The 23,722-nt window shown below is 57.8% G+C and carries 29 protein-coding genes and 1 pseudogene; 1 reads left to right on the top strand and 29 read right to left on the bottom strand.

Annotated features, from left to right (window positions below; translation table 11 throughout):
- Positions 1 to 48: 48 nt before the first annotated feature.
- The 26 genes from HBF24_RS05575 to HBF24_RS05445 form a co-directional block, all read right to left on the bottom strand.
- Positions 49 to 651 carry a cytochrome c oxidase assembly factor Coa1 family protein gene (locus tag HBF24_RS05575; protein WP_167170256.1) on the bottom strand — a complete coding sequence of 201 codons (603 nt, stop codon included), beginning with the start codon at positions 649 to 651 and terminating at the stop codon, positions 49 to 51.
- Between the two features lie 348 nt (positions 652 to 999).
- Positions 1,000 to 1,362, bottom strand: a complete 363-nt coding sequence (locus HBF24_RS05570; protein ID WP_167170253.1) for a VOC family protein — start codon at positions 1,360 to 1,362, stop codon at positions 1,000 to 1,002.
- A gap of 588 nt (positions 1,363 to 1,950) precedes the next feature.
- The gene (locus tag HBF24_RS05565) at positions 1,951 to 2,469 is read right to left on the bottom strand and encodes a hypothetical protein (RefSeq protein WP_167170250.1); all 519 of its coding nucleotides are present in this window, start codon (positions 2,467 to 2,469) and stop codon (positions 1,951 to 1,953) included.
- An 83-nt stretch (positions 2,470 to 2,552) separates the two neighbouring features.
- A complete protein-coding gene (locus HBF24_RS05560; protein WP_167170247.1) occupies positions 2,553 to 3,167 on the bottom strand; it encodes a class I SAM-dependent methyltransferase in 615 nt (204 codons plus the stop codon).
- A 498-nt stretch (positions 3,168 to 3,665) separates the two neighbouring features.
- Complete coding sequence (locus HBF24_RS05555) at positions 3,666 to 4,133, bottom strand: DUF4265 domain-containing protein (protein WP_167170244.1); 468 nt, start codon at positions 4,131 to 4,133, stop codon at positions 3,666 to 3,668.
- A 654-nt stretch (positions 4,134 to 4,787) separates the two neighbouring features.
- Entirely contained in the window at positions 4,788 to 5,117 is a 330-nt protein-coding gene (locus HBF24_RS05550; RefSeq protein ID WP_167170242.1) for a hypothetical protein, read from the bottom strand.
- 56 nt (positions 5,118 to 5,173) lie between these two features.
- Complete coding sequence (locus HBF24_RS05545; protein WP_167170239.1) at positions 5,174 to 5,605, bottom strand: hypothetical protein; 432 nt, start codon at positions 5,603 to 5,605, stop codon at positions 5,174 to 5,176.
- Positions 5,606 to 5,678: 73 nt separating this feature from the next.
- The gene (locus HBF24_RS05540) at positions 5,679 to 6,131 is read right to left on the bottom strand and encodes a hypothetical protein (RefSeq protein WP_167170235.1); all 453 of its coding nucleotides are present in this window, start codon (positions 6,129 to 6,131) and stop codon (positions 5,679 to 5,681) included.
- 554 nt (positions 6,132 to 6,685) lie between these two features.
- A complete protein-coding gene (locus HBF24_RS05530; protein WP_167170229.1) occupies positions 6,686 to 7,147 on the bottom strand; it encodes a hypothetical protein in 462 nt (153 codons plus the stop codon).
- Positions 7,148 to 7,221: 74 nt separating this feature from the next.
- The gene (locus HBF24_RS05525) at positions 7,222 to 7,557 is read right to left on the bottom strand and encodes a hypothetical protein (RefSeq protein WP_167170226.1); all 336 of its coding nucleotides are present in this window, start codon (positions 7,555 to 7,557) and stop codon (positions 7,222 to 7,224) included.
- A gap of 61 nt (positions 7,558 to 7,618) precedes the next feature.
- Complete coding sequence (locus HBF24_RS05520) at positions 7,619 to 8,167, bottom strand: hypothetical protein (protein ID WP_167170223.1); 549 nt, start codon at positions 8,165 to 8,167, stop codon at positions 7,619 to 7,621.
- 88 nt (positions 8,168 to 8,255) lie between these two features.
- Entirely contained in the window at positions 8,256 to 8,510 is a 255-nt protein-coding gene (locus HBF24_RS05515) for a hypothetical protein (protein ID WP_167170220.1), read from the bottom strand.
- A gap of 893 nt (positions 8,511 to 9,403) precedes the next feature.
- Positions 9,404 to 9,736: a ribonuclease E inhibitor RraB gene (locus HBF24_RS05510; RefSeq protein ID WP_167170217.1), complete on the bottom strand. Its 333-nt coding sequence runs from the start codon at positions 9,734 to 9,736 to the stop codon at positions 9,404 to 9,406.
- Positions 9,737 to 10,654: 918 nt separating this feature from the next.
- Positions 10,655 to 10,942, bottom strand: a complete 288-nt coding sequence (locus HBF24_RS05505; protein WP_167170214.1) for a hypothetical protein — start codon at positions 10,940 to 10,942, stop codon at positions 10,655 to 10,657.
- A gap of 221 nt (positions 10,943 to 11,163) precedes the next feature.
- Positions 11,164 to 11,676, bottom strand: a complete 513-nt coding sequence (locus HBF24_RS05500; protein WP_167170211.1) for a DUF3806 domain-containing protein — start codon at positions 11,674 to 11,676, stop codon at positions 11,164 to 11,166.
- 69 nt (positions 11,677 to 11,745) lie between these two features.
- Complete coding sequence (locus HBF24_RS05495) at positions 11,746 to 12,219, bottom strand: hypothetical protein (protein WP_167170208.1); 474 nt, start codon at positions 12,217 to 12,219, stop codon at positions 11,746 to 11,748.
- A gap of 68 nt (positions 12,220 to 12,287) precedes the next feature.
- Positions 12,288 to 12,692, bottom strand: a complete 405-nt coding sequence (locus HBF24_RS05490; protein WP_167170205.1) for a DUF2251 domain-containing protein — start codon at positions 12,690 to 12,692, stop codon at positions 12,288 to 12,290.
- Positions 12,693 to 12,750: 58 nt separating this feature from the next.
- Positions 12,751 to 13,032 (bottom strand): hypothetical protein, encoded by a 282-nt coding sequence (locus tag HBF24_RS05485; protein WP_167170202.1) that lies wholly within the window; start codon positions 13,030 to 13,032, stop codon positions 12,751 to 12,753.
- Between the two features lie 75 nt (positions 13,033 to 13,107).
- Positions 13,108 to 13,455, bottom strand: a complete 348-nt coding sequence (locus tag HBF24_RS05480; RefSeq protein ID WP_167170200.1) for a hypothetical protein — start codon at positions 13,453 to 13,455, stop codon at positions 13,108 to 13,110.
- Positions 13,456 to 13,516: 61 nt separating this feature from the next.
- Positions 13,517 to 14,065, bottom strand: coding sequence for a hypothetical protein (locus tag HBF24_RS05475; RefSeq protein ID WP_167170198.1), 549 nt, complete (start codon positions 14,063 to 14,065; stop codon positions 13,517 to 13,519).
- A gap of 567 nt (positions 14,066 to 14,632) precedes the next feature.
- Positions 14,633 to 15,184 (bottom strand): hypothetical protein, encoded by a 552-nt coding sequence (locus HBF24_RS05470; protein ID WP_167170195.1) that lies wholly within the window; start codon positions 15,182 to 15,184, stop codon positions 14,633 to 14,635.
- Between the two features lie 37 nt (positions 15,185 to 15,221).
- Positions 15,222 to 15,665, bottom strand: a complete 444-nt coding sequence (locus tag HBF24_RS05465; RefSeq protein ID WP_167170193.1) for a DUF6438 domain-containing protein — start codon at positions 15,663 to 15,665, stop codon at positions 15,222 to 15,224.
- Between the two features lie 229 nt (positions 15,666 to 15,894).
- Positions 15,895 to 16,704, bottom strand: coding sequence for a hypothetical protein (locus HBF24_RS05460; protein ID WP_167170191.1), 810 nt, complete (start codon positions 16,702 to 16,704; stop codon positions 15,895 to 15,897).
- A 97-nt stretch (positions 16,705 to 16,801) separates the two neighbouring features.
- Complete coding sequence (locus HBF24_RS05455) at positions 16,802 to 17,503, bottom strand: hypothetical protein (RefSeq protein ID WP_167170188.1); 702 nt, start codon at positions 17,501 to 17,503, stop codon at positions 16,802 to 16,804.
- 100 nt (positions 17,504 to 17,603) lie between these two features.
- Positions 17,604 to 18,035 carry a hypothetical protein gene (locus tag HBF24_RS05450; RefSeq protein WP_167170185.1) on the bottom strand — a complete coding sequence of 144 codons (432 nt, stop codon included), beginning with the start codon at positions 18,033 to 18,035 and terminating at the stop codon, positions 17,604 to 17,606.
- Between the two features lie 57 nt (positions 18,036 to 18,092).
- Positions 18,093 to 18,416 carry a hypothetical protein gene (locus HBF24_RS05445; RefSeq protein ID WP_167170183.1) on the bottom strand — a complete coding sequence of 108 codons (324 nt, stop codon included), beginning with the start codon at positions 18,414 to 18,416 and terminating at the stop codon, positions 18,093 to 18,095.
- A 465-nt stretch (positions 18,417 to 18,881) separates the two neighbouring features.
- Between HBF24_RS05445 and HBF24_RS05440 the strand changes: the two are divergent.
- Positions 18,882 to 19,178 (top strand): annotated as a pseudogene (locus HBF24_RS05440) (phage integrase N-terminal SAM-like domain-containing protein); the annotation flags it as partial.
- 323 nt (positions 19,179 to 19,501) lie between these two features.
- On the opposite strand, the gene HBF24_RS05435 reads toward HBF24_RS05440, so the two are convergent.
- From HBF24_RS05435 to HBF24_RS05425, 3 genes are all read right to left on the bottom strand, one after another.
- Positions 19,502 to 20,131, bottom strand: a complete 630-nt coding sequence (locus HBF24_RS05435) for a phosphoribosylanthranilate isomerase (protein WP_167170180.1) — start codon at positions 20,129 to 20,131, stop codon at positions 19,502 to 19,504.
- A complete protein-coding gene (gene truA, locus HBF24_RS05430; RefSeq protein WP_167170177.1) occupies positions 20,128 to 20,895 on the bottom strand; it encodes a tRNA pseudouridine(38-40) synthase TruA in 768 nt (255 codons plus the stop codon). Before truA ends, HBF24_RS05435 begins: the two co-directional genes overlap by 4 nt.
- Before the next feature lie 134 nt (positions 20,896 to 21,029).
- Positions 21,030 to 23,576, bottom strand: coding sequence for a FimV/HubP family polar landmark protein (locus tag HBF24_RS05425; RefSeq protein WP_167170174.1), 2,547 nt, complete (start codon positions 23,574 to 23,576; stop codon positions 21,030 to 21,032).
- Between the last annotated feature and the right edge of the window lie 146 nt (positions 23,577 to 23,722).

Raw genomic sequence — 23,722 nt, 5'->3', positions numbered from 1 at the left:
GACACGGGAGATACGAGGCGCGCCGTGCGGCCCGGATTCGCCATCAGATCACTCAAGAAGATCTATGCGTTGGCCGCTCTCGGCATCCTCCAGCACGGCCTTGTCGAGCTTCCATTGGCCCAGTGATTTGGTGGCTTTGACATAGACCGTGCCGCTGCCTACAGGACCTTCTGCACTGAAAGCGAGGCTCGCTTCCCCGTCGGGGCCTGATACGCGGATGCTACCGCTGGGTGTGCCGGTGGAAACCGGCCGGCCGATAACCTGGATGGCCTGAGGACTGGAGTTCACAGCACGGACCGCCATTTGATAGGCCGGCGAGCCTTTAAGAGACGCAAAAATGGCAATGAACATGCCCGCAAACAAAAGCGCGAACAGGCCCGTGGCGGCAAAGCCCCAACGCGCCCATTTGCGTTGGGCCGCCTTGAATGCAGCAATGCTTTCCCAGCGTCGATTGCGCCATGCCCAGGCGCTGCCCTTGGCACCAAGAACGAACAGCATCGCGATGTTCACCAGCGGCACAAACATCAGCAGGGCAATGAACGTGTTGTTGCCCACGCCCCATATCCAGTTGAGAAGGAACGCTCCCCAGTTCCAGCGGTCGATCTCGGCTGGCACCGTGGCGGTACTGCCGCCCCCTGATGTGTTCTCCATGTGGGTCTCCGACAGCGCTGGTTGATCTAGTGCTGAAGTATGGCAGCACGCGTCGGCGCATCCGCCTTGGGCGAACAGCCAGCCCAGGCTCTACTTTGCCGGGGCGAGACAAGTCATGCACGCCTTGCCATAGCCACATAGACAGCACCGACAGTGATGAGCGCCGCCCCTACCCCTGCAAACGCGACTTGCTTGCCGAAATAGGCGGCAAGGCAAAACATACAGCCGGCACCTATAAAGAGATAGCCGCTGGTCTTGCTGATTCTTGAACGTGACACTTCATGCTCCTGTTGACGGCCTGGCGATGGAAATCATGCGCGAGCGCACCGCGTCCGCTACAACGAAATGTCACAGCGCACGCTCGCGAAACTGCACGACATTACCCTCAGGGTCCTGCCCATCACAGACGCGTGAGCCCTGGAACTCCCACACTCGGGACGGCGAGTTGAGCTGCCCGCCGTGAGCCTGCGCCGCCTCACGTGCCGCCGCAATGCTGGCGACGGGGAAAACGAGCTTGATAGCCGTGCCCTCGCGGCGTTGCGGCGGCTGCGTGATGTGAATGGTAGCGCCGAGTTTGCGCGGTACCGCAACAACAACCAGCTGGAAAGCATCCGACTCCAGCACGATGTGGTCTTGTTCTTCATGCGTCACAGGAAGGCCGGCGACCCTGGCGTAGAAGTTGGCGACCTTGGATATGTCCTTGGCGTACAAGACGGCGGCGGCTCGTGGCGTCCCAGGCATGGTGACTTTCCTTTGTTGTGTGATCTGACGCCTGGATTATGCCGCCGAGGAACCGGGTCTCGGTTTGGCAGACGGCTTGGATAGCAGGTTTTTCTTACAACGCAGGACATTTTTTGTGCCCGTGTCGTGAGGCCAATCACTCCGATTCCAGAAAAACGTATTGGGATCGGCGACAACAAGGTACCAAGTAACAGGCGCGCCGTTTGAATCGTGACGCCACTCGCCCACGAGAGACAAGTGCAGTACGTTCGTACCTTCACCAATTATGTGATAAGTGTATTCCTCCCGAGGCTTGCGCGTGCCATCCTTTCTCCGCGCAGCCGACGAAATATATAGCTTTTTGTGATCAATACCAACGCGAATTCTTACGGGGAATGATTTGCAGTCATTGGTTCCCTGCCAACCCCAGGTGCCAGGCAAAACGGTGTACGGATCAACCCCCGTTGCGACAGTGCTGTCGGTCCATGCTGACAGGGTCAACGCGATTGTCAGGAGAACAGTTAATGCCTTCGTCATGAATATCATAGTGAACCTAACGCAGATGCCAAGCGGCACGCGTCAGCATGTCCGCATGGACGACTTGTTAGCCATTTCGAATGAATAATTATCGCCGTCGATCCAAAATTTTGGGGGAATTCCATTTTTAAATACAACAGCGCTTCCCAATTTCGCCTTATTTGGGTACTCCAGAGTCAACGGCGGGTCGAGGGCGGGTTGCTCTTCTTGATCGCTATATCTGCCTAGATATTTACCGTCACCGATAAATACCAACAGCCTGTTTGTTGCCCGCCCACTCTCTCCCAAAATGGTGGATATGTAGCCAATTTTGTAGCTGTTACCAGCTTCATCATGCAAAATACCGAGATAGATAAAATCTTCTTCAGTGAACCCGCTTGGCCACGGCCCGGCATTGGCCAGGCACGCCGCTCTATATAGCTTATGAGCTTCCGGCTCGGGGCCAGTCACAAAGCGTTTGTCCTTGTGCTTGACACATACATCCACCCCGTGTGCAGCAACTGTATGCCAGAGCAGCAAGGCGGATAAGCTGGTTAAAGCTAACTTCGCATGAACTTTCATGATTTCTGGCTAACGCTTGAATTAAGCGGCGCCGGCCCGCGTAGCAGGTTGGCGTCCGCTGCATTGAGTTGTTATGCGTCGCCTCACTCGCTCTCCAAGCTCACGCGCTGACAGATGATGTACACATGCCCCTCTGGGTACTGATCGTACTCCAAGTGGCGACAGACTGACCCTGCCTGGGCAATTACCTCCAACGTTCGAGGAATGCCAAGCGTGCTGTGGTACATGGGAGGCACCATGTAAGAGTTGGTATGTTCGTCTGGACCGTCCGTGCCACCAAGGCTGAATATGGCAATTCCGCCCAGGCTAAGACCTGACAAGATTTTGAACAGCACCTTCTCCTGGAGCCGTAACGGCACATGCCAAATGCTATCCCAGGCCGAAATAAAATCGTAGAAATGGGGAAACTTCCACGAGCATATATCCGCTTGGTGGAAGCGTACGTTTGGATGGCGCGAGCGAGCAAGTTCCAGCATCTTGGTAGAGATGTCCAGACCCTCAGGCGAAAAACCGCAGTTGAGAAGCATGTCAATTAGGCGTCCACTGCCACCACAACCTACGTCGAGGGCTGCGCCCCGTAGCTCTGTAAAAGCTATGGCTTTCTCGTGCTGGGAAATGCCATTGTCTTGCGAAAAGCGATCGCTCCGCCAGCGATCAGCAATAAGGTCGTAACTCTTTCCGACGTCTTTTGGTTCCATGATTCTTCACGGCCACATTACACTTGAATTAAGCCACCGACCGTTGGCGTAGCCAATAGGTCGGCTTGAATGAGTAAAAATAGACTCACCCTCTCTCTTCGGCCTCGAGGGCCATGATGGTGTTGCGACACAACCGTCAGCAGTCGCGGATCGTCGCTGTGCAGATTAATTGCTAGAACTGTGCGCCAACTACGACTCTAAGCAGAATGCACAATGCTTGAAGGTGCCCCGCGGAAATTTGCACTGCGCCAATGCCTGCCCTCGGCAGTAGACGACACTGGGAACCAACCACCATCACGGCCGAGCTCACCGACGGGTTTGAACGGTGTGCCTAACCGTTAGGGAACCTGCGAACACGCTTCGCTATGTAACGTGGCCGTGCGAAGCGGAATGTCGATGTTGAGCAACATGCCGCAATCTCCTACTGCGCAGATCTAACGCTGGAGTTAAGACGCCGACCGCTGGCGTAGCCGGTGGGCGGTCGGCTTGGACGCGTTGTTATACGTCATTGCCATGGACTTCATCATAGCTCGGATCAGCGTGTTCCCAGTTGACGCCCCGTTGTACGAGCAAGTCGCAAACATCGCTCATGTCTACACTTGGCGGAATATTGATGACGATGTAGCTCTTGTTTGCCCCTTCGTATCCGCAACCAAGCGCCACAAGCTGATCCAAAATCTCTTGTGATGCGTTACCAGCCTCGACGGGAAGATCGAATGCGATGCGAACCGTGCGGTTACCGGATTTGGATATGACTCGCTTGAAGGTCGGGAGGCCTTCGGCCGTGTCGTGAGGCGCGTATACAACATCTTGCAGCGACACGGAGTAGGCGTAGAAGGGCAAATTGTCGAGCCTGTACTGATCCGAGCCCAAGTCATAGGCCCAGAGAGTCTCAACGTCGGCCTCCCCGTCTTCCCCAGGTATACGGAATAGTACTTTCGCTGTCGGCTCTGCCGCTGAGTTCATGACGTATAACGCTTGAATTAAGCGGCCCGCGTCAGCGGACCCGCTTGGATGAATAGTTAGACACCTAGTCGCGTGGGTACCAACCCTTGCTATTCCGCTCTGGAAGCGCAATGCCCTTGCTCTTAAGGTGCTCTACGAATCGATCCTCCACCATCGGGTCCCAGCCATCGCGGTTGCCTTGCCAGCAGCCCCGGCAAACGGTCAATTTGTAGCGAGAAATCACTTTGCCATCGTATATATGCGGCCCGAACTGAAATGAACTACCGCATAGATCGCAGTTGTACATGAACTTAGGTTCAGGCATGAGCTATCTACCTTGGGGTCGTCTAACGCCGGAGTTAAGCGGCGGCGGAGCCGTGCGCCTTGAGCGAAATGTTAGGCCTCTGGCCCACCAACGGGCTCGACATGACCTTTCCTTATCAGGCTGCGGAGAAGCATAGTCGCTACTTGCTGCTCTGACAGCCCGCCAAGCTGCGTTGACTCTTGGCCGCTGTCGCCGTGAACCGTGACGACGTTGTCGTCCAGAGAATAGTCAGCCTGATAACGCCTTCCTTTGTGCTCAACCTCGATATTTCCCATGATCTTTCCGCAATCTCTATTGGGGCCTAACGCCCGAGTTAAGCGGCGGCGAAGCCGTCCGCCTTGAATGAACTGTTAGGCGGCACCCATGTTGGCAACCGCCATGACCGCTAGCCTAGCCTGTGGGTCGGGCTCCGCCAAAGTCTCCGCGTCCTCGAACGCTAAGTAGTACTGCCAAAAAAGCTTGGGTGCGTCTTCCCAGCCCGCCAGGGGCATGAGCTGGTTCATGAGGCCATTGGCGAAGGCATAGGAGAGGGCCCTGGACAGGTACAGCGCGCCAATACTTCCCGCGAGAGCGACGAGCGTGTCTTGATCCGGGCGGTTGCTCTGCCACCAATCGGAGACGACGGCCGAATCGCCTTCTGAGGCTCGGTAGGCGTCGATCAGGTTGCCGATCTGCTGCATATGCAGCCTAACGCTGGAGTTAAGCGGCGGCGAAGCCGTCCGCCTTGAACGAACTGTTAGGCCACAGAGCCGAACAGCGTTGATTTTAGCGACTGCAGCTCGCTGAGCAAGGCCGCAAGGCAAACATCAATCTCATCCTCCAAATAGAAAAACTCTTCATCCGCTTTTTTGAGCGCGTCGGTGTCGTAATTTTCGCCAGAGCTAACAAGGAGCGATTTGTGCGCTACATGATTACGCCCGGTACGTAGACCATTTAGCTGGGCCAACAGATCGGAGTTGTTGTTGAGCTTGGAAAAGATGTTCAGCAAACGCTCTAGCGGATAGTTGTCGACATCGTCGATGGAGTACCCGAAATGTATCGCCCCATTGACGTTCTTGCGTATCAAATCGTAAGCGAACCCTATGTAGTGCTTGAGCGCAAACTCAAGCAACTGAAATTTGCCGAGAATCCGCAGAGTACTGTTTTTGTATTGATCTCGCAGATCCATGCTATGCGGCCTAACGCTTGAATTAAGCCGCCGGCCGCTGGCGTAGCCATTGGCGGTCGGCTTGGATGAATTGTTAGGCCGCATGCGACTTGACCACAGTGGTCTCGATAGCAGGTGCAGGCCACAGTTGCAGACGATACCGCTCTTCAGAGCCGGGAACGCCGGATACACCAAGGTAGCTTACCCTGACCCTGTACGTGCCGGGCTTAGCCGGTATGCGGGTGGCGGCTGGAAAGTAGTCCGTGCAGCCCGCAATGACCAAAGGGCCGTGTGCCACTATTAACGTGCATTCGTTGACTTGATCGAAGGCCGCGGAATCATCTTGCGGAGCAGCTTCATGTATTTCGACGGTGACTGGCACGTCTATGTTGCTGGCAGTGCCTACCCCGACCACACCCGGTGCAATCGCCAACAACCGGCTGACAGCTTCCTCAGGCCACGCAGACGAAAGATCGCCAGAAGCGGGCTCGTCTTGAACATAGAACTGATTGTAATCAGCGAATAGTTCGAGGTCGTTGCGCTGCATCTATCTGGCCTAACGCTGGAGAGTTAAGCGGCGCCGGTACGGCGTTCGCTTGGACGAACTGTTAGAGGTTAGCCCACAACTCCGGGTCACCGGCCCAGGATTGAAGGAGCTCCGCGCGAGATGCTAGCTGTGGACCCAGTGACGGCCAGCTATCGGGGGAACCGATGGAGAAATCTGTGGGATAGCTACCACGCGCCATGTGCTCGGCCGCAGTGTGCCAACGCCTCGCAATGGCTTGCATGGCCTCCCGTGGGTGCTTGATGCCACTGGCTGAAACATAGTCGTGAGGCAGGTCGCCTGCGACGGCCCACCAGCCTACCCAGCCAGGGTTGTCCTTGCTCTCGATTGCCCAGATTGAGATGTAAGGCGCTAGATGCCAAGCCGGCCATTCGCCAACCTGTCCGTGCACGAGGTTTTGCCGACGTAGATAGGCAATGACATCGTTACGACACTGGTTACACCAGAGCTCTTCGACTTCCGAGTTGTCGTAGTCCACCAGTGACCTCTAACGCTGGAATTGAGCGGCGGCGCAACCGTCCGCCTCGAATGAGTAGTTAGACGGCATCGTGGCTCCACGCATTGACTTCCGGAGCAGCCGGTTTCGAGATGGTGGAACCCATTATGTATCCACGAAGCAACTTTTTTTCGAAAGGAAGGTAGAGCGCAACAGTAAGCCCACGCTTGTGCTCGAAAAGCACCTTAATGGCCTTGGTGGGACGCTGCCCCTCGAAGGTGACCGTGACATTTTCGGCAACTCCGATCGCCTGCAGAGGAAGCTCGCGTGCCTGTTGGCGAACACCATCGTGAAGTATGGGAAGGATCTCAACGGAAGTAGTGAGGTCGCTCTCGCCGACAGCACCGACCAATCTGATGTCGCCGTCGTCCGTAAGAACCGCAGCGTGAGGCAAGAAGTTTCCTTGGTCGCGGAGAAGCGCTTCGGACAGATCGAAGAGCTGATTCGCGACGGAAGCAATGTCTGGCTTTAGCTCTGCATACAGTGCATCGGTGGAGTTCATTATTTTGCCGTCTAACGCTGGAGTTAAGCGGCGCGCGGTACGCGCGTCCGCTTGGATGAGTAGTTAGGTTGCAGCTACGACAGGGTTGCAACCAACGTTGTTGCAGATTGCTTTGTTAGAGGTTGGGTGAGCAACGGGTTGGCAAGCTCATGTAGCGCCAAACCGACTGCTGATGAGGGATCGTAATCGATGTCCTCACGGCACTCTATGCGGTTGGCCCACTCCTCAACCTGGGCGGCCGAGAACTCTCCAGCTATGTACCGATTAAGCACTGAGGAGACGTGTGTTGCATCCAGTGCCGCCAACGGGCGGGGAGCATCCCAGCCGTAAGCGGAGAGATCGCGCGCGATGTCTGGAACGGGCCGCGCGAACGAGAGAAGAGCTTGTACCAGGGACTCGCGACTATCCATGACTGCGACCTAACGCTTGAATTAAGCCGCGCCGCGAAGCGGCGTCGGCGTGGACGAACTTTTAGACCGCAGCCAGTGCTTTGAGCATGGGCTCGCGGTAGCTCTCATCCTTCTCATTCCAGTAAACGAACCCATCAGGAAGATCTACGTTGAAGAAGGCCTCATAGTAATCATCCTCAGCGAATTCGGAGCCGTCTTTACCGAAGATCTTCAGTCTGACCTGCTCAGCCTCAAGGTCCGTGCCGTCCTGCTGCAACGCGATCACAGTGAAGGTTTTTGCCTGCACCATGGCCTCCGGAATCGATTCGACGCCGTAGAGGGACGCAAGTACAGCCACAAAGCGGTCACTCTCCGGGCCGAGCGAGGAGATCTCTAAGCCCTTCCAGTACACGTGCTCTTTGATGAGGTTCATCTCAGTGTCTATTCCTGGGCCGATCTCGGCCCTTAGTCGAGCCCTCACACCCACCGCCTCGTTGCGATAGGAGGAACGGAGATCGAACACAAAGTGCTCGCCATCGCGCACGAGATTCCCAATGCGGAACACGCAATCGACGAAGCCTTCTTCGGAGAACTGATCTAGAACAGGCAATCCATTTTTGTCGGTCAGCACATTCTTACCTGCGGTCTAACGCTTGAGCTCAGCCGACGCCCGACTGCATAGCAGTCGGGCGTCGGCTGGAGCGATTTGTTAGGGGATTTCAAGCCAGCTCCCATAGCCGCTCCTTGACTGTGTCGTTCTCTGCCGTGGCACAAAGGCGCTGCTCTAAATTCGTAGCGTACTCAGGAGAGGCCAAGTTGGCTTTCGCCAAGTGAAGCTCTTGAAGTAAAACATCAATTCCAGTCCATTGCTCGCCTGAAATAACAGAGCGATCTTCGGCTGTTCCGATACGAGCGAAGCCATCAACATCCCCGTCGAATCGACAGAACACATCCAACATCGCTTCAGTAATCAATTCTTCACACCTAACGCTGGAGCTAAGCGGCGCGCGTCAGCGCGTCCGCTTGAACGAGTAGTTAGCTCGCGCCCTGCCTGTGCGAGCAACGCCAAGAAAGCTTAGCTCTATGAACCTTTGCACGTCTTCGTCCGTGAGGACAACGTTGGTACGCGGCGCTAGCTTCGCGGCCATGAAACGAGCGGCGTCGTTACGCGGCACGGGAATGGCGCTATGTCTGCTCGGGGTTAGCCAAAGAGTGTCGGGTGAGAAGGTGCGTTCGATGAGCCCCTGGAGCAGGGGCTCGTCTATCGCCACGCCATCTCCCACGAGCACGTACTCATGCTCACCGTGACTATCCCAAGCGACCGTGGCGTATGCCTTCGAATAGGCGAGGTGTAAGAGGCGGCTGTCCATGCTGTGTGGCTAACGCTGGAGTTAAGCGGCGCGCGTCAGCGCGTCCGCTTGGATGAATTGTTAGATGTGCTCACGCGGACCAACAATAGAGCGGACTGCCGAACACACCGTGCGCACCAAGATTGCTCTGGTTGCTGCCCCAGAAGCAACAGAACCGATCTTGCTCTGGTTGGTACACCAGCCAATACCCAGCACTGTGTGCAACGCACTGACCCGAGACCACGCTACCCACTGCAGCGTGCGGGAAGCCTGGAGGCATGACCCTGGCGCTAAGCGGGAAGGGAGAACAGATGTGTGTCCGGATATCCGAGGCCAAGCCAGCAAAGTAGCTAGCTGCATCGACACCCGAGTTGACGTAAACGCCCGTGGTGTTCGTGAGCGCCTGCTCGAGCTTTGCTAGTAGCGGATCGCTCACTTGTATACCTAACGCTTGAGTTAAGGCGCCGACCGCTGGCGTAGCCAGTGGGCGGTCGGCTTGAATGAGATGTTAGACCGCATTAGTGCATGACTCCCCAAGACTCACACACGCCGCCGAATGGCTGCATTGCACTACTAGTGCGGCGTTGAATCGATGTTACGCCTTCATAGCTAACCGGGCTAACGACTTGGAACAGCACATATCCAAGGCATCCACGCTCGGGTGGATGAGCGGCCAGATTGCCAAACATTGAACGCAGAAGCTCCAATGCCGCCTCGGGCGGGGGCCAATTTGTGAAGTCAACGTTGAAGTCGAGAACCCAGGATTTGTCAAAATCAAAACCAGCCTCTGCAAGACGGCGAAACACGTCGCCGTCGGCGTCATCGGGCCAATCTGCGGTGAGCTTTGTCATGCGGACTAACGCTTGAAGTAAGCGGCGGCGGAACGCCGTCCGCTTGACTGAATAGTTAGAGTGCGAGCCGACATAATCTAGTCGTCGCACTCGCACGAAATTAGCTGGCCACCACAGACGGGACAACGCTCAACATCGCAGCCAAAGACATGAATCTGACCTTTGATGACCCGGCAATCGTGGCACGGGTTGCCAGTACCAGCACCCCAATCGTCTGCCTCGGCGCCGTAGCGAACTCGCTGGTGTTCGCCACCGGCGACCATGACTGTAGGCTGCAGCTGCGCAGCCTCAATTTTCTCGGGCCACCCCTTGACCATTCGTGCGCCCTTGTAAACGACAAACTCTTGAGTCATTTCTCTCGCACTCTAACGCCTGAGCTCAGTTGCCGCCGGAGCAGCCGCAGGCTGCGGAGGGAACCCAAAACGCGCCAGCGTTTTGGGCGGTCAACTGCAGCGATTCGTTAGATTTAACTATCACCACTTATTCCAGATTCCGTGAATCCGCATTCTGCGCATTTATAAACACGACGCATACCTCCCAGGTCTCCGAATATCCGGTCCGGCTCGCTACTCTCGACATAGTACGTTCGCTTCCTGCAACGAGGACAAGGATCACCGTCGACAGACTCTGCCCTACGGAGCCTTTCTTCGAGATCTGAAATCGTCGTTCTTAGCTGGATGTTTTCTTCTTGGAGGTCGAGAGCTAATTGCCGGAGCTGCATTATTTTTTCTTGTGCTTCGACTGTTGAACCGACTTTAACGAGCTCGATGATTTCTTTGTAGTTCGGTAGCGGCATCCTGACCCCCTATATCTAACGCTTTGCTTTGGGGCCGTAGTGCAGGCGCGAAGCGCCGGAACAGAGGTCCCAGCCGCGCAGCGGCGACAACAGCAACTTGTTATAAGGTACTTGCACCATAGCTAATTTTTTCTATTCATGCTCTTTGCTCGATCATAGCAAGCACCACACAACAAAGTTAAGCCAGCGAATTTCTCGGATTCATCATTCCATTCGCCGCCCGTGCTGTTAACTTTATCCTCGCAAGCACTACACCATGAATCTGGCCGTTCATTGCCCGACTCCGGCTCAGCAGACCAAAACCCCCTGGTCTGACCATCTCGAAGGCTTTGCAAAATATGCTGACATACATATGTAGCTTGTTGCTTTCCATGAGTGCAGCATTCAACAAATTGTTCTTGTTCGCTCATATCTCGAATGCCTTATAACGCTTGAAGTAAGCGGCGCGCGTCAGCGCGTCCGCTTGGATGAGTTGTTAGGGGGGGCTGTGTACCCAACATGCGCTGATTTCTTCGGGGACTAAATCGTCACCGAAGAGGCGGAGTGTCGCTAACGAATGATCGAGTGCTCCCATTGGGCCCTAACGCTTGAGTTAAGCGGCGCGCGTCAGCGTGTCCGCTTGGATGAATTGTTAGACTAGATGCCGAGGAACAATGCGAACAACAATATCAAGTATGTTCAAGTAGCTTCCGGAGGGGGTTTCAGAAAACTTTTGCGCTGCGATCATGTTGAACGAGAGTATGGAAGTACAGTCAACGTTTGGATCTTGAAGGCACTCGTTCACGAAGTATGTTGGAAGCATCATCAGAGCACGATCTTTGCTAACGACTGCATAGAGCTCGCTATCTCCATCAATGACACAAACCCACTCCCACCCAAATTGCTTGATGAGTTGCTGACCCCAAAGGCAGCCGAGCTGTAGCGATAAGTAGGTGCGACTTTGCTCGTTGAGCGTAAGCGAACCAGCATGTATCGCCCGCTGCAGTGAATTGACATGAGTGTCGACGGCAGAAACGATCTTGGCAGAGTCGTTGGTGAAGTAGCCGACTTTGGCAGTCTTGCGGCCGTCTTTTGCGAAGACGCTGACTTCACGAGCCTCGTCAGCTTCAAGTTGTCGTTCCTTGTACTGCGGTTGTGTGTCCATAAGGCCTAACGCTTGAGTTAAGACGCCGACGAACCGCGTAGCGGTTTGGCCGTCGGCTTGAATGAACTGTTAGCGCCCAACGCCATGCGGAAGCTGGCCACTAACTGTTTGTACGTGCTCCAACCCCGACTGCAAACTCTTGCTGCGAAGTAGCATGGCATTGTGAAACCAAGTTTGGTCAAAGGTTGAAAGGTGCCTTTGCAGCTGAATGGCATGTGGGTGAAATGTACCAGAAAGCGTGAAGCCAACTTTTGTATGGCCAACGGACTTCACGCCGAACGAAAGTTTGTAAATGTTGATTTTTGTGAGTATGACTTTGTACTTGAAGGTGAACCTTGGATCGTGATTGCTAATTACGAGAGAACCTTTGCCGGAATAATCTAGCTCCAAGCGTAGAACTGCGCCGGAATCGTCAGGCCCAACCCACACACCCGCCAGCTCAGCCTTGGTTGGTGGCGGAGGCATCTTGATGGCATAGGCCGCGGAACTCGCCGCGAGTACCGAGAAGGCAACGAGCACTATAGGCAGACGCTTGAAGTTCACGAACATCTCCCCCTTGGGTGCTAACGCTGGAGTTAAGCGGCGGCGAAGCTGTCCGCTTGGATGACTGGTTAGGACTCTACCGCGAAGAGCTTGAATGCAGAATCGTCCCAGTCGTGGCCGTGCCAGTTCTCGGATGGAGGCGGAAAGCCCGTGCGACAGTAACCGCGCTTTGTAGAGAAGTCGAAGACGGCGTGAGCATAGTCATTGATGAGCAAGACGGCTTTGCAGTTTTCGGGAGACCAGCCGAGCTCAACCACTGAAGGAAGATGCTTGTCGGTAACGTTGGCCACGTTGTAGATGTGCATGGCATCTTGGATGGACTGGCCAGATTGAGATTGATCTAGCGCGTAGAAGTAGCCAGTGTCTCCATCGTCTTCGAAGACCACAGCAAAAGGGCCATCCGGAGCAGCTGCCTCAAGGAATTCCTCTGTGCCAACGGTAATCTGCTGCTTGGCTACGACGTTAACCGGCATGAGAGTCCTAACGCTGGAGTTTTAAGCGGCGGTGAAGCCGTCCGCCTCGAATGAGATGTTAGACGGCGGCCTGCACATATGCCAGCTTGACTGCCTGCCACGCGTCCGATGCGCTTTGAAAGACTGGATCTTGAAGCCATGAATAGCCCCAGAGCCGCTCATGTTGAAAGATACGTGGTGCGATGTTGGATTGCGCGTCGAGCGCCGATGCCGTTGCGAGGATGGGGCCAGCGTCCGCAAGTAGCGACTTGTAAATCGAACGATCCTCAGCGCATGCAGTCGCCTCGGCCGATTGCTCCAGGGCAAGAACGTATTTGACGAGTGATTGGATGGCATCCATGACTGAGCCGCCTAACGCTTGAATTTAGCCGCCGGCCGCTGGCGCAGCCAGTGGAAGGTCGACTGGAATGAACTGTTAGAGGGCGGTTGCGGGAACAACAGGAACCTCGGGATTCCAGTGATACAACTGCGCATATTGATCCCAACCAGCCTCACCGGAACACATAGCCATCGAAGCAGCTGCCATGTGCGATTGATGTTCTTGAGCTAAAAAAATTAGTTCTTGCATGGCAAACCAAAGTTCAGCGGGACGCTCCGTGCCGAAAGTAAAATTGAAATAAGCACCGTTGTCTTGCCCGTTGTCAAAGCTGTGCCGTAAAACCAGATCATCGCGATCAGCAAGTTCTTGGAACAGCTCAGATATCCGTTCTACGTCTATGCCGGGTGATCTTTCTGGTTGAATTTGAACAGATAGATATCTCACGGTTGCTCTCTAACGCTTGAGTTAAGCCGCGCCGCGAAGCGGCGTCGGCGTGGACGAACTTTTAGACCGCAGCCAGTGCTTTGAGCATGGGCTCACGGTAGCTCTCATCCTTCTCATTCCAGTAAACGAACCCATCAGGAAGATCTACGTTGAAGAAGGCCTCATAGTAATCATCCTCAGCGAATTCGGAGCCGTCTTTACCGAAGATCTTCAGTCTGACCTGCTCAGCCTCAAGGTCCGTGCCGTCCTGCTGCAACGCGATCACAGTGAAGGTTTCTGCCTGCACCATGGCCTCCGGAATCGATTCGACGCCGTAGAGGGACGCAAGTACAGCCACAAAGCGGTCACTCTCCGGGCCGAGCGAGGAGATCTCTAAGCCCTTCCAGTACACGTGCTCTTTGATGAGGTTCATCTCAGTGTCTATTCCTGGACCGATCTCGGCCCTTAGTCGAGCCCTCACACCCACCGTCTCGTTGCGATAGGAGGAGCGGAGCTCGAACACAAAGTGCTCGCCATCGCGCACGAGATTCACAATGCGGAATACGCAATCGACGAAGCCTTCTTCTGAGAACTGATCTAGAACAGGCAATCCATTTTTGTCGGTCAGCACATTCTTACCTGCGGTCTAACGCCTTGAGTTAAGCCGTGCCGCGAAGCGGCATCGGCTTGGACGAACTGTTAGGCCGCAGCCCCGGGAGGGTCTGGCCCGTATATGTCGAAGCCTAGCGAAATCCCCAGAGCTCCGCACCGACCAAGAAGCTCGGCGCTCAGGTCTAGCCCGATGTTCTCTTGCTCAAGAAAGAGCCCAATGAAGAGCCTGGCTTTGCCACCGTCTGCCAAGATGTGCGGCAGGTTTGGAGCTAGTGACTCTACTGTGATTGCAAGGAAGCGCTCCAGCTCACCGTCAGCGGGCGTGGGCAGCGAGACGCGCCAAAAGCTCTCCTTGTACTGTCCGCCCAGCGGCCGACCCGTTGGGGTGCGTCGTGGCTCGCCGACGGTACCCTCATGGCTTGCCTGAAGAGGCAACGTACGACCAAGATCCGCAGCCGGACGCCTCGGATGCGTCAGGGTGAGTGAGATCTTGTACCGAGGGGTGTGAGTTTTCCAAGCGGCCTAACGCGTGAACTCAGCCGCCGGCAGACCGCGTAGCGGTATGACGGTCGGCTGCAGCGAAATGTTATGCCCCATACCGCAGCCTCACATGCAGCCCATGAATGAGGCGCTCAATGTCTTGAGGTATGTGAGCAATGTGCAGGGCACCAAGAATCGACTCCTCGCGCACGATTGCGAACCGAAGCCCGTCGGATCGAGTGAGTACCAAGCCAGCGTCGTAGGTTACAGACTCCGCGACGCCGACCTCTCGGCTCTCTAGCAGTTCAATCTTGGTAACTGGTGCGCTTGCGCCAAGTGCCAAATGCACGTGATCAGACTGGTAGTTCGCACCACCCTTCGGAGGCTTGGGGTTGTACTTAATGTCTCTCGGTGACCCTGCGGTACGGACCGACAAACAGTGATAGTCCAAATACTCTTGAGCCGTGTCTTCCCAGTCACTCTCGATGACGACAAAACGTTTCTTACCCAACTGTATCGACACCGAGACAACCTGAAGGACAGACTGACCAACCTCGATAGCTGCGCTCTTGCTCAGAAGCTCCTGTACCTCGCAGCCAACAAGGGACTCCAGAGCTTTTTCGGAGTCATGGTCAATTCGCTGAATCGTCTCATTCATGGGGCTTATCTCTTGAGGTAAGCGAAGCAAACCCGCGCTAGCGGGTTTGCGTCCGCTTGACCGAACTTTTAGGGGGCGGCGGCGGTATGCCCCCGTTACCGATCCAAGCGCTCGTGCCCGTAACCTTGTCGATGGCTTTCGAGAGCGCGTCAATTTGCGTTGCTACAGACGGCCCCTTACAGCCGTAGTAGTAGGACACATGCTTTTTCTTTGAGCCTCGTGTGACGATGATGTCCACAGTTGGGTTGTCGCTCCACCACGTGGTGCAACCATCCTGTTCGTAACGATAGCGGTCCTGCAGCTTGAAAAAGTTCATTTGCTTTACGAACGCAACAAGCTTTTGAAACTGATTTGGAGTGACTTTGCTGTGGTGCTTACCTGTCTTCTCGACGAAGCGATGCCCGTTGAAAGTGACAACACCCTGCTCAGTAACCTCTACTTCGTAGATGGGGCAAAAGCCATAGCAGCCGGAACGATGCATGAGTATTGATGTGATTGCACCATTTACGTCTCGACCCTGCGCGGAACTCGAAGATATTTGGGCTACTGGCGGAGTGGCCATCGCCAAGCTCATGCACGATGCAGTAAGCAGACCAAATAGAAGTGACGTGATGCGACGATGCTTCACCTAGCCCCCTAACGCTGGAGTTAAGCGGCGCCGGTACGGCTTTTCGCGCAGGTCGCCTCGAACACAGGGTTAGGTTTCTTATTCATCGAAGAGTGATGAAGACCAAGTCTTCGACTTGAACATACTTCTTCCCCCCTTGAGAGGTGCGAAGCGTTCCGAGTACTAGAGCATAGGTGCCAGCCAACTCTTCTTCGTCTGTTATGCGGAAGCGCTCGTAAAGCTCATTAACGAACTGCTCTGGTACACAAACGCTCATATCGTCACGGCCGCCGGAGTTAAGCCACAGTGCCCCCGTTTGACCAAAGCGAGCAGAAACAACCATTCCCCAATAGCCGCGATACTGGTGATCATGCGCCGCGGCCACCGCACCGAACGGGACGAAGAAATCTGCGACGGTGAACTCGCCAACACGAGCGATTTCGATTATTTGCCGAGATGTCCGAAACTGTCCCGACATCATAAGATTGCGAAGGATCGTACTCAGCCGGCGATGCATTGCGGCGTCCGGGCGAACACCGCCGCCAACGAAGCGGCCACCGCGCCCCCCAAGGTTCACTGGAGCATCAGGGTCGTTGTGTCTCTCGTCAGGCGCGCCGAAGTTGAAATTGAGGATGATGCGCTGGCCTGGATTTTCGAGGATGTCTTGATCGTCACCGGGGCCAATGTTGTTCTGCTCGTACTCGGATGCAGCTAGCGTGCAGCCATCCTCATGAGGGCGGGCACCAAAACATGCTGCCTGACCACTGCGCGAAGCCTTTCGAAAGAACGCGGGGCCGCGACATTCCGGGCACACCAAGAATCTCCGCTTTCTCGCTAGTTCATTTGGTGGAAGAGCTGCGAATCTCACCGCTTGGTAAATCGCATCATCTAGCGTACAGCGTGCTGCGTCCATGATGGTGGCTCCTAAGAAACCTAACGTTGGAGTTCACCCGCGGGCGGAGGCTGGCGCAGCCAGCCGTAGCACGTCGGGTGCAACGACGGGTTAGGCGTCATGCTATGGCGGCCAGCTGAGTAGCAGCTTCCAAGACATTGCGCACAGCTCTCGCTGTGATTTCGCACCAAGCTGCCTGCAGCTCTTCTGGTGGTGTTTTGGTCTGCGGAAGTTGATCAGCGGGCACCCCAGCGATGTCCGGGAACACCTGCCAGAAAGTCTGTGCCGACTCGAGGTGATGTTGTAGATCGAGGAGAGTTGCGATCGTGTTCGGTTGAAGTCGGTGGCCGAAGCGATCAAGCATGATCCCGCACTCTATTGAGCTTTGATGCAAGTGCGAGACGAATGACTTCCATTGCGCCTGGTTCAAGGACGTGACATGTGCCTCGGCACCGGGGGACAACACGTGAATAGCGACGCGCATGACTTCAGCATGCATGACCTCGGAGTCGCCTGATGCCATTGCGCGGCGATCGAATATGTCCGTCTTGTAGCCAAACGCGACGCGAATCCCAGTGACGGTCGAATTGGCAAGTATCTTGAGGCGGCTCGAGATCCGCGAGTCGGCATCGCTCCAGCGATCCTCCTCGTGCCGACGCAGGATCCAATCGATGTACCCCACCGTGACCAAGCTGCCGACGAATCCGGCAGCAAGGTTCAAGAAGAAGCCGTCGGCCGCCCACCAAAGATGCACAAGTATGGCCAACGCTGTCGCGGCCAATAAGGGCAGCAAGAGTTGAGTAACGAAGCGACTCTTCATGTGCACGCGATTTCGTATGACGCCTAACGCTTGAAGTAACCGGCGGCGAAACCGCCTAGCGGTTTTGGCGTCCGGTTGACTGAACTGTTGGGCGACACTGTCATTGGACGCGACGCAATGTAAAGTGACCAAGAGGTGACGTGCCACCAAGACCAAGGCTGAAGTATTCCCCTTGCGCCGAGGAGCCATGAAGAGGGCCTTGGAGCCAAAGATAGCCGTCACACACAACATTGCGGCCAATGGTGATTTTCCCATCCTTGACCTGATACGACAGCGGGTCAGAGACAGGGAAGAAGTCTTGGACTTTCGTTGTTGCTGATAGAACGCGAACAGTATTCCAGTTACCGGCCATGCAAGAATTTTCGGCGCGCTTGTTCGTGAACTGCACCTTGATAGTTGTGACTATTTGGTGTTTGGGATTCTGCACCTGCACAAGCCAAACGCCAGAAAGACTTCCGCACAAAGCCACGGCGGGCATGCAGAACAGCACCACGACGAACAATGTGATTCGGAATTTACGCATACTCTTCATGTCGCCCAACGCCTGAATTAAGCCGCGCCGCGAAGCGGCGTCGGCTTGAATGAATTGTTAGGCGGCGCCAAGCGTACCACCATGATAGATAGTCCCGTGCCACTCAAATTGTGAGATGTGCTTTTCGGCGCACCTAAGGATTGCCTCATCAACCTCAGGGAGAAGCTCTTCATCTCCGAACTCGAACGAGCAACAATCGCTCTTTGAGTCATAAAAGACGCTCGTGACGAAGTGATGCAGATCAAGGTTGGCGAGGTCTGTAGTGAACATAAGCATTTCAGCCATCTGCCATGCCTTTCCGTAGCGAGTATGTATCTCAACGCCGAACGAAGTCATAGCGTCAACGGAAATCTCGGCGCTTTTCTCATCAAAGTAGTCCACAAGTTTTCCTTAGCCACCTAACGCTGGAGTTAAGCGGCGCGCGTCAGCGCGTCCGCCTTGAACGAGATGTTAGGCCGCGCGAGAGTAATAGCGGCGATCAACGTATTTCGTGACTGCCCGGAGCAACAACGCGCCGATGCCGCCGCCGATACCTGCGGAGATACTTGAGTGTCCAAAATACTCGCCGCCGAAGTAGCTCCCGAGCCCTGCGCACAGGCCGCAAACTAGCAAGCCTATCCACGTTTCCCAGTGTTGGTAGTGACGCATCTTTGCTTCCCTTTTAGAAACGTGCATAAGTGGCCTAACGCTTAGTAGACCCCGGATCGGGGCATATGCGTACATCCTCGCTTGAGGGTCGTCCGACGTCAATCAGTGAAACCCTACAAGCAAACAAGGTGTTACTGGTCTTGTCTTCCGCGATGCCGGGTGCATGCTGGTTTGCATATCTCACGGAATGAGGTGTGTATGGTTTATCACCCCGAAAACGCGAATATGCACTCCGCCCGCGACAAGGCGCCTCGGCTTATGGATGAGGTGCGCCGGGTGCTGCGGATGAAGCACTACAGCCTGCGTACGGAAAAAGCATATGTGGGCTGGATTCGTCGCTTTATCCTGGCCAGTGGCAAGCGCCATCCGCGCGATATGGGTGCGGATGAAATGGAGGCGTTCCTGTCCCGGCTTGCGGTGCATGGCAAGGTGGCCGCCAGCACACAGAATCAGGCGCTTTCAGCACTGCTGTTTTTGTATCGGGAGGTGCTGGGCCACAAGGATGTGAGAACCACCCAGATCTACACACATGCGCTCTATTGCGGCGCGCATGGTGTGCGCGGTCCGCTGGATGGGTGATGGCTGGCAACTGATATGGGCTTGCTGAGCGGTTGGCACGCGCCAAGGCGCTGGATGCCAGCGTTCGCTGGCATGACGGGAGCTGGGCGGGCTTAGTCGGCTTGGCTATCGGAGACGCGGATAGTGTGCGCGGTCCGCTGGATGGGTGATGGCTGGCGACTGTCACGGGCTTGCTGAGCGGTTGGCACGTGCCAGGCGCTGGATGCCAGCGTTCGCTGGCATAACGAGAGCTGGCGGGTTTAGTCGGCTTGACTATCGGCGGCGCGCACGGCCTGCACGAAGGCGCGCATCGCCTGCTCGGCCTTGATGCCGGACGCGGACTCGATGCCGCTGGAGACATCCACGCCCCAGGGACGTGCGGTCTGGATGGCCTGGCCGACGTTGGTGGCATCCAGGCCACCGGCAAGCACCAAGGGCAGGTCCAGGTCGGTGGGCATGCGCTGCCAGTCGAAGGTTTCGCCGCTGCCGCCGGGTTCGCCCAGGCCATGCCCGTCCAGCAACAGGCCCTGCGCGGACGGGTAGGCACGCAGCATCGCCAGGCCGGCGTCGCCCTGCCCCATGCCGATGGCTTTCATGTACGGGCGCGCGAAGGCGGTGCAATCGGCCTCGCGCTCACTGCCGTGAAATTGCAGCACGTCCGGCTTCACGGTGTCGCACACCTGCGCAATCCACTCCGGCGCGTCGTCCATCAGCAGGACGACGTTGGTGATGTACGGCGGCACGGCGGCGCGCAGGGCGCGGGCCTGCTCGATGTCCACGAAGCGCTTGCTGCGACGGGTCAGCACCAGGCCGATGGCATCCACACCCAGGGATGCAGCCAGGCGTACATCCTCGAGGCGGGTCAGCCCGCAGAACTTGATACGCGTCATAGCACCACCTCGGCGGGCAAGCCCCAGCCATCCTCGTACAGTGGCCCCAGGAAGGTCAGCCCGGATGCCGGCGCGGTGGGGCCGGCCACTTCGCGGTTGCGCCCGGCCAACAGCTCGCCAATCCACGCGCCGGGCATCTCGCCACGGCCCACCGGCAGCAGCGAGCCGACGATGTTGCGCACCATGTGATGCAAAAACGCATTGGCGCGGATATCCACCATCACCTTGTCGCCCTCACGGTGCACGCCAATGGCCTGCACCTCGCGGCGGGCGTGTTTGGCCTGGCAGGCAATGGCGCGGAAGGCGGAAAAGTCGTGCTCGCCGATCAGCGCCTGCGCGGCCTGGTGCATGGCGTCGGCGTCCAGCCGGTTGCGCTCCCAGGTGACATAGCGCGCATCCAGTGCCGGGCGCACGCCGCGATTGAGCAGCGTGTAGCGATATTGGCGCGCGCGGGCGCTGAAACGGGCGTGGAAGGCATCATCCACCGGCTGCGCCCACAGCACGGCCACGCTGGGCGGCAGGTTGGAGCACGCACCCAGCACCCAGGAACGCAGGCTGCGCTCGGCGTCGGTGTCGAAATGCACCACCTGGCAGCGCCCGTGCACGCCCGAGTCGGTGCGCCCGGCGCAGGTGACGTCCACGGCGTGATTGGCCACTTTGGACAGCGCCTTTTCCAGCGCCGCCTGCACACTGGGGCCGTGGCTCAGGCGCTGCCAGCCCAGGAAGTCGGTGCCGTCGTATTCAATGCCCAGCGCCAGACGCATGCATGCCATCCGTGTTCGGTGAAGCGGGAGAGGAAAGCGTGCAAGCATACAACGACGCCGCCCGGGAAGCCCGGACGGCGTCGTGGATGGCGACCTGAAGCGGGCCTTGCGGCCCGCCGTGGATGCCTAAGGGATCAGGGCAGATCGTCCAGCAGCTTCTGCGCCATGTCCTTCTGCATCTGGCTGCCCTCCTCCAGCACTTCCTCCAGCATGGCGCGGGCGCCTTCCGGATCGCCCATGTCCATGTAGGCTCGGGCCAGGTCCAGCTTGGTGTCGACCGGATCGTCCGGCGTGCCGTCGAAGGCCATCGGCTCTTGCTGGGATTCGTCGGAGGCAGCATCAGCGGCCGGGGTTTCCGGCAGGTCCGTGCCCAGATCGAAGTCCGGCTCCAGCGGCGGCAGGTCGGCCGGGCCGGCGTCCTCGGCGGATGCTTGCGGCGCGTTGTCGTCCTCTGCCGGTGGCAGCCAGGAGAAATCGGTGACGTCTTCCTCGGCCTCTGCCTCGCTGACCTCGGCCGGCGGCACCTGGGCGTCGACCTCGTCGGCCGGTGCCGGCGCCTGGTCATCGGCCAGCGGCGGCATGATCAGGTCATCGCCGCCCTCGCCGTGCAGGTCCGGCTCGGCATTGAAGCTGGAGGTCTTTTCGCCTGTGCCGTCCTCGTCTTGCGGCGGCAGCGCGAAATCGAAGTCGTAGCCGTCGTCGTCGGCACGGGGCTGCGGGTGGTCGCCCGGCGTGGACATGACCAGCTCTGACTCGTCGTGCTCGATGTCCAGCGCCTGGTCGGCGGCGAACGGCGAGGCCACGGCACCGGCCTCATAGGCCTGGGCACTGAAGCCGCTGTCATCGACCGGCGGCTCGGCCGCATCATCGACAGGGGCGGCGTCTGGATCGGCGAACAAGGGATGACCGGGGCTCAACTCGCGTCCCATGGCCACCACGTCCAGCCATTCGGGCTGCTCGGTGTCGGCAATGTGCGCGTACATGGCCTCGGCGGCGCCCTCGAAGTGCTCCACGTCACCGCGGGCGTAATACAGGCTGACCAATTCCAGATGCAAGCCGACGTCATCGGGGTGCTCGGCCAGCTGATCGAGCAGTTCGCGCTGCTCGTCATCCATGCTCGGCGGCGCCTCCTCATCGGCAAACTGATCGGCCAGCGAGGTGGTGGGTGCGATCGGCGCCGAGGATTGGCGCTTGCGCATGCCCAGCAGCACGGCCAGCAAACCACCGATGATGACCAGGGCGGCCAGCGCCTTCACCCACAGCGCGGTGTACCACGGCTGCGCCGACGCCGGATGATGCGGCGCAGTGGCGTGATGCGTGGGCGCGGGCTTGGCGGCGTGCGCTGGTGTGTGGGCTGCGGGCTTGGCCGGCGGCGTCATGGCACTGGCGGCCGGCGCCGAATGCGCACTGGCTGGCGTCATTGCGGTGCTGCCGGTGGCCGGCTGGCTGGCCTTGGCCGAAGCGCTGGCGACGCTGCCTGCGGCTGCCGGCGTGGTGTCCGGCTGCACGGCCGGGCTGGGCGCGGCTTGCGGAGCCGGCGGCAGGCCGGCCTGCTTGCGCGCCTGCGCCAGCTTTTGCTGCAGCTCGGCGATCTGCGCGTTCTTCAGATCGATGAGCTTCTGGTTCTTGTCGTTGATATTCTGCAGGCTGTTGACCTGGCTTTGCAGATCCTGGCTTTGCTGTTGCGCCGTGCTGAGGCTTTCCTTGGTACGCGCCAGCTGGTCGCGCAGGCCGTTGACGGCCTGGTCGCCGGTACCGCCCTTGACGCCGGCGCGGGTGTTGGCGCCGCCGCCCTGCTTGGGCGGAACCAGTTGCAGGTGATCGCCATCGCCACTATCGGCCTGGGCACCCGAGGTGGCCCGCTGGTCGCGGCCACCGGCACCGCCAACCGTGGTCGGCTTGGGCACCGAGCCGCCGCGCCAGGCGGCGTTCTGTTGCCGCACCTCGGCGATCGCCGCCGCTTCGCTCAGCGCTTCGGCCTGGGCCTTGCTGGGCACGCGCAGCACGGCGCCGCGCTTGAGCGCGTTGATGTTGTCCTTGTAGAAGGCGTCCGGGTTTTCCTTGTACAGCGCCAGCATCATCTGGCTGAGGCTGACATCGGCCGGAAGCGTCTGGCGCGCCACCGAGGTCAGCGTCTGCCCGTCATGCACCGGCCCATAGCGGCCATCATGCACGTGGCCACTGGCACCCTGGCTAGGCGGCGCACGATGGCGTACCGGCACCGGCGCGGGCGCACGCCTGGATGGCGCGGGCGCGGGTGCACTGCGATGCGGTGCGGCCGGCGCCATGGTCGGCGGGTCCAGCAGCACGGTGAACTCGCGCACCAGGCGGCCCTTGGGCCAGTCCACCTCGACCAGGAAATCCAGGAACGGCTCGTTGATGGGCGCGTCGGAAGTGATGCGGATCAGCTTGCCGCCATGGCCGTCGCCGACCACGGCAAATTTCAGCTCGCCGGAGACCTCGTTGAAGTCCAGGTTGGCGCGCTTGAAGGCATCCTGCGAGGCCAGCTGGGCCTGCACATCGTTGGCTTCGCCGGGGTAGTCGGCCACCAGCGGAATTTCCGCCAGCAGCGGCTTGCCCAGCTTGGACTTGACGTGGATCTGTCCCAGTCCCAGCGCCATGGCCTGACTGCAACCGAGCGCCAGTGCGGTAAGCACTGACAGCTTCAAGGTACGGTTCATCGAAAACATCCCCCTCGAGCCATGGACAACCGCCGTCCGTGCGGCGGCCGCATAAGGAAGCTGTAACTTTAGTTCACATCCTTAATTTGCACCAATAGCGCGATTCGCCCCCTGGCCGCATCGCGCTGGCGTTTTTTGCGCCCGGT

It is taken from the genome of Oleiagrimonas sp. C23AA, assembly GCF_011759385.1.
Lineage (GTDB): Bacteria > Pseudomonadota > Gammaproteobacteria > Xanthomonadales > Rhodanobacteraceae > Oleiagrimonas.
Note: the sequence above shows the minus strand (reverse complement) of the source record. Positions and strands in the feature narration are given on the sequence as shown.

Excerpts from the sequence above, each read along its gene's own strand:
- truA (WP_167170177.1), bottom strand. The coding sequence starts at position 20,895 with ATGCGTCTGGCGCTGGGCATTGAATACGACGGCACCGACTTCCTGGGC.
- HBF24_RS05540 (WP_167170235.1), bottom strand. The coding sequence starts at position 6,131 with ATGCAGCGCAACGACCTCGAACTATTCGCTGATTACAATCAGTTCTAT.
- HBF24_RS05565 (WP_167170250.1), bottom strand. The coding sequence starts at position 2,469 with ATGAAAGTTCATGCGAAGTTAGCTTTAACCAGCTTATCCGCCTTGCTG.
- HBF24_RS05425 (WP_167170174.1), bottom strand. The coding sequence starts at position 23,576 with ATGAACCGTACCTTGAAGCTGTCAGTGCTTACCGCACTGGCGCTCGGT.
- HBF24_RS05525 (WP_167170226.1), bottom strand. The coding sequence starts at position 7,557 with ATGGATAGTCGCGAGTCCCTGGTACAAGCTCTTCTCTCGTTCGCGCGG.
- HBF24_RS05485 (WP_167170202.1), bottom strand. The coding sequence starts at position 13,032 with ATGGATGCCATCCAATCACTCGTCAAATACGTTCTTGCCCTGGAGCAA.
- HBF24_RS05500 (WP_167170211.1), bottom strand. The coding sequence starts at position 11,676 with ATGGACACACAACCGCAGTACAAGGAACGACAACTTGAAGCTGACGAG.
- HBF24_RS05530 (WP_167170229.1), bottom strand. The coding sequence starts at position 7,147 with ATGAACTCCACCGATGCACTGTATGCAGAGCTAAAGCCAGACATTGCT.
- HBF24_RS05550 (WP_167170242.1), bottom strand. The coding sequence starts at position 5,117 with ATGCAGCAGATCGGCAACCTGATCGACGCCTACCGAGCCTCAGAAGGC.
- HBF24_RS05560 (WP_167170247.1), bottom strand. The coding sequence starts at position 3,167 with ATGGAACCAAAAGACGTCGGAAAGAGTTACGACCTTATTGCTGATCGC.
- HBF24_RS05450 (WP_167170185.1), bottom strand. The coding sequence starts at position 18,035 with ATGAAGAGTATGCGTAAATTCCGAATCACATTGTTCGTCGTGGTGCTG.
- HBF24_RS05575 (WP_167170256.1), bottom strand. The coding sequence starts at position 651 with ATGGAGAACACATCAGGGGGCGGCAGTACCGCCACGGTGCCAGCCGAG.
- HBF24_RS05455 (WP_167170188.1), bottom strand. The coding sequence starts at position 17,503 with ATGAAGAGTCGCTTCGTTACTCAACTCTTGCTGCCCTTATTGGCCGCG.
- HBF24_RS05510 (WP_167170217.1), bottom strand. The coding sequence starts at position 9,736 with ATGACAAAGCTCACCGCAGATTGGCCCGATGACGCCGACGGCGACGTG.
- HBF24_RS05465 (WP_167170193.1), bottom strand. The coding sequence starts at position 15,665 with ATGCATCGTTCCGGCTGCTATGGCTTTTGCCCCATCTACGAAGTAGAG.
- HBF24_RS05470 (WP_167170195.1), bottom strand. The coding sequence starts at position 15,184 with ATGAATGAGACGATTCAGCGAATTGACCATGACTCCGAAAAAGCTCTG.
- HBF24_RS05490 (WP_167170205.1), bottom strand. The coding sequence starts at position 12,692 with ATGCCGGTTAACGTCGTAGCCAAGCAGCAGATTACCGTTGGCACAGAG.
- HBF24_RS05505 (WP_167170214.1), bottom strand. The coding sequence starts at position 10,942 with ATGAGCGAACAAGAACAATTTGTTGAATGCTGCACTCATGGAAAGCAA.
- HBF24_RS05555 (WP_167170244.1), bottom strand. The coding sequence starts at position 4,133 with ATGAACTCAGCGGCAGAGCCGACAGCGAAAGTACTATTCCGTATACCT.
- HBF24_RS05460 (WP_167170191.1), bottom strand. The coding sequence starts at position 16,704 with ATGGACGCAGCACGCTGTACGCTAGATGATGCGATTTACCAAGCGGTG.
- HBF24_RS05545 (WP_167170239.1), bottom strand. The coding sequence starts at position 5,605 with ATGGATCTGCGAGATCAATACAAAAACAGTACTCTGCGGATTCTCGGC.
- HBF24_RS05435 (WP_167170180.1), bottom strand. The coding sequence starts at position 20,131 with ATGACGCGTATCAAGTTCTGCGGGCTGACCCGCCTCGAGGATGTACGC.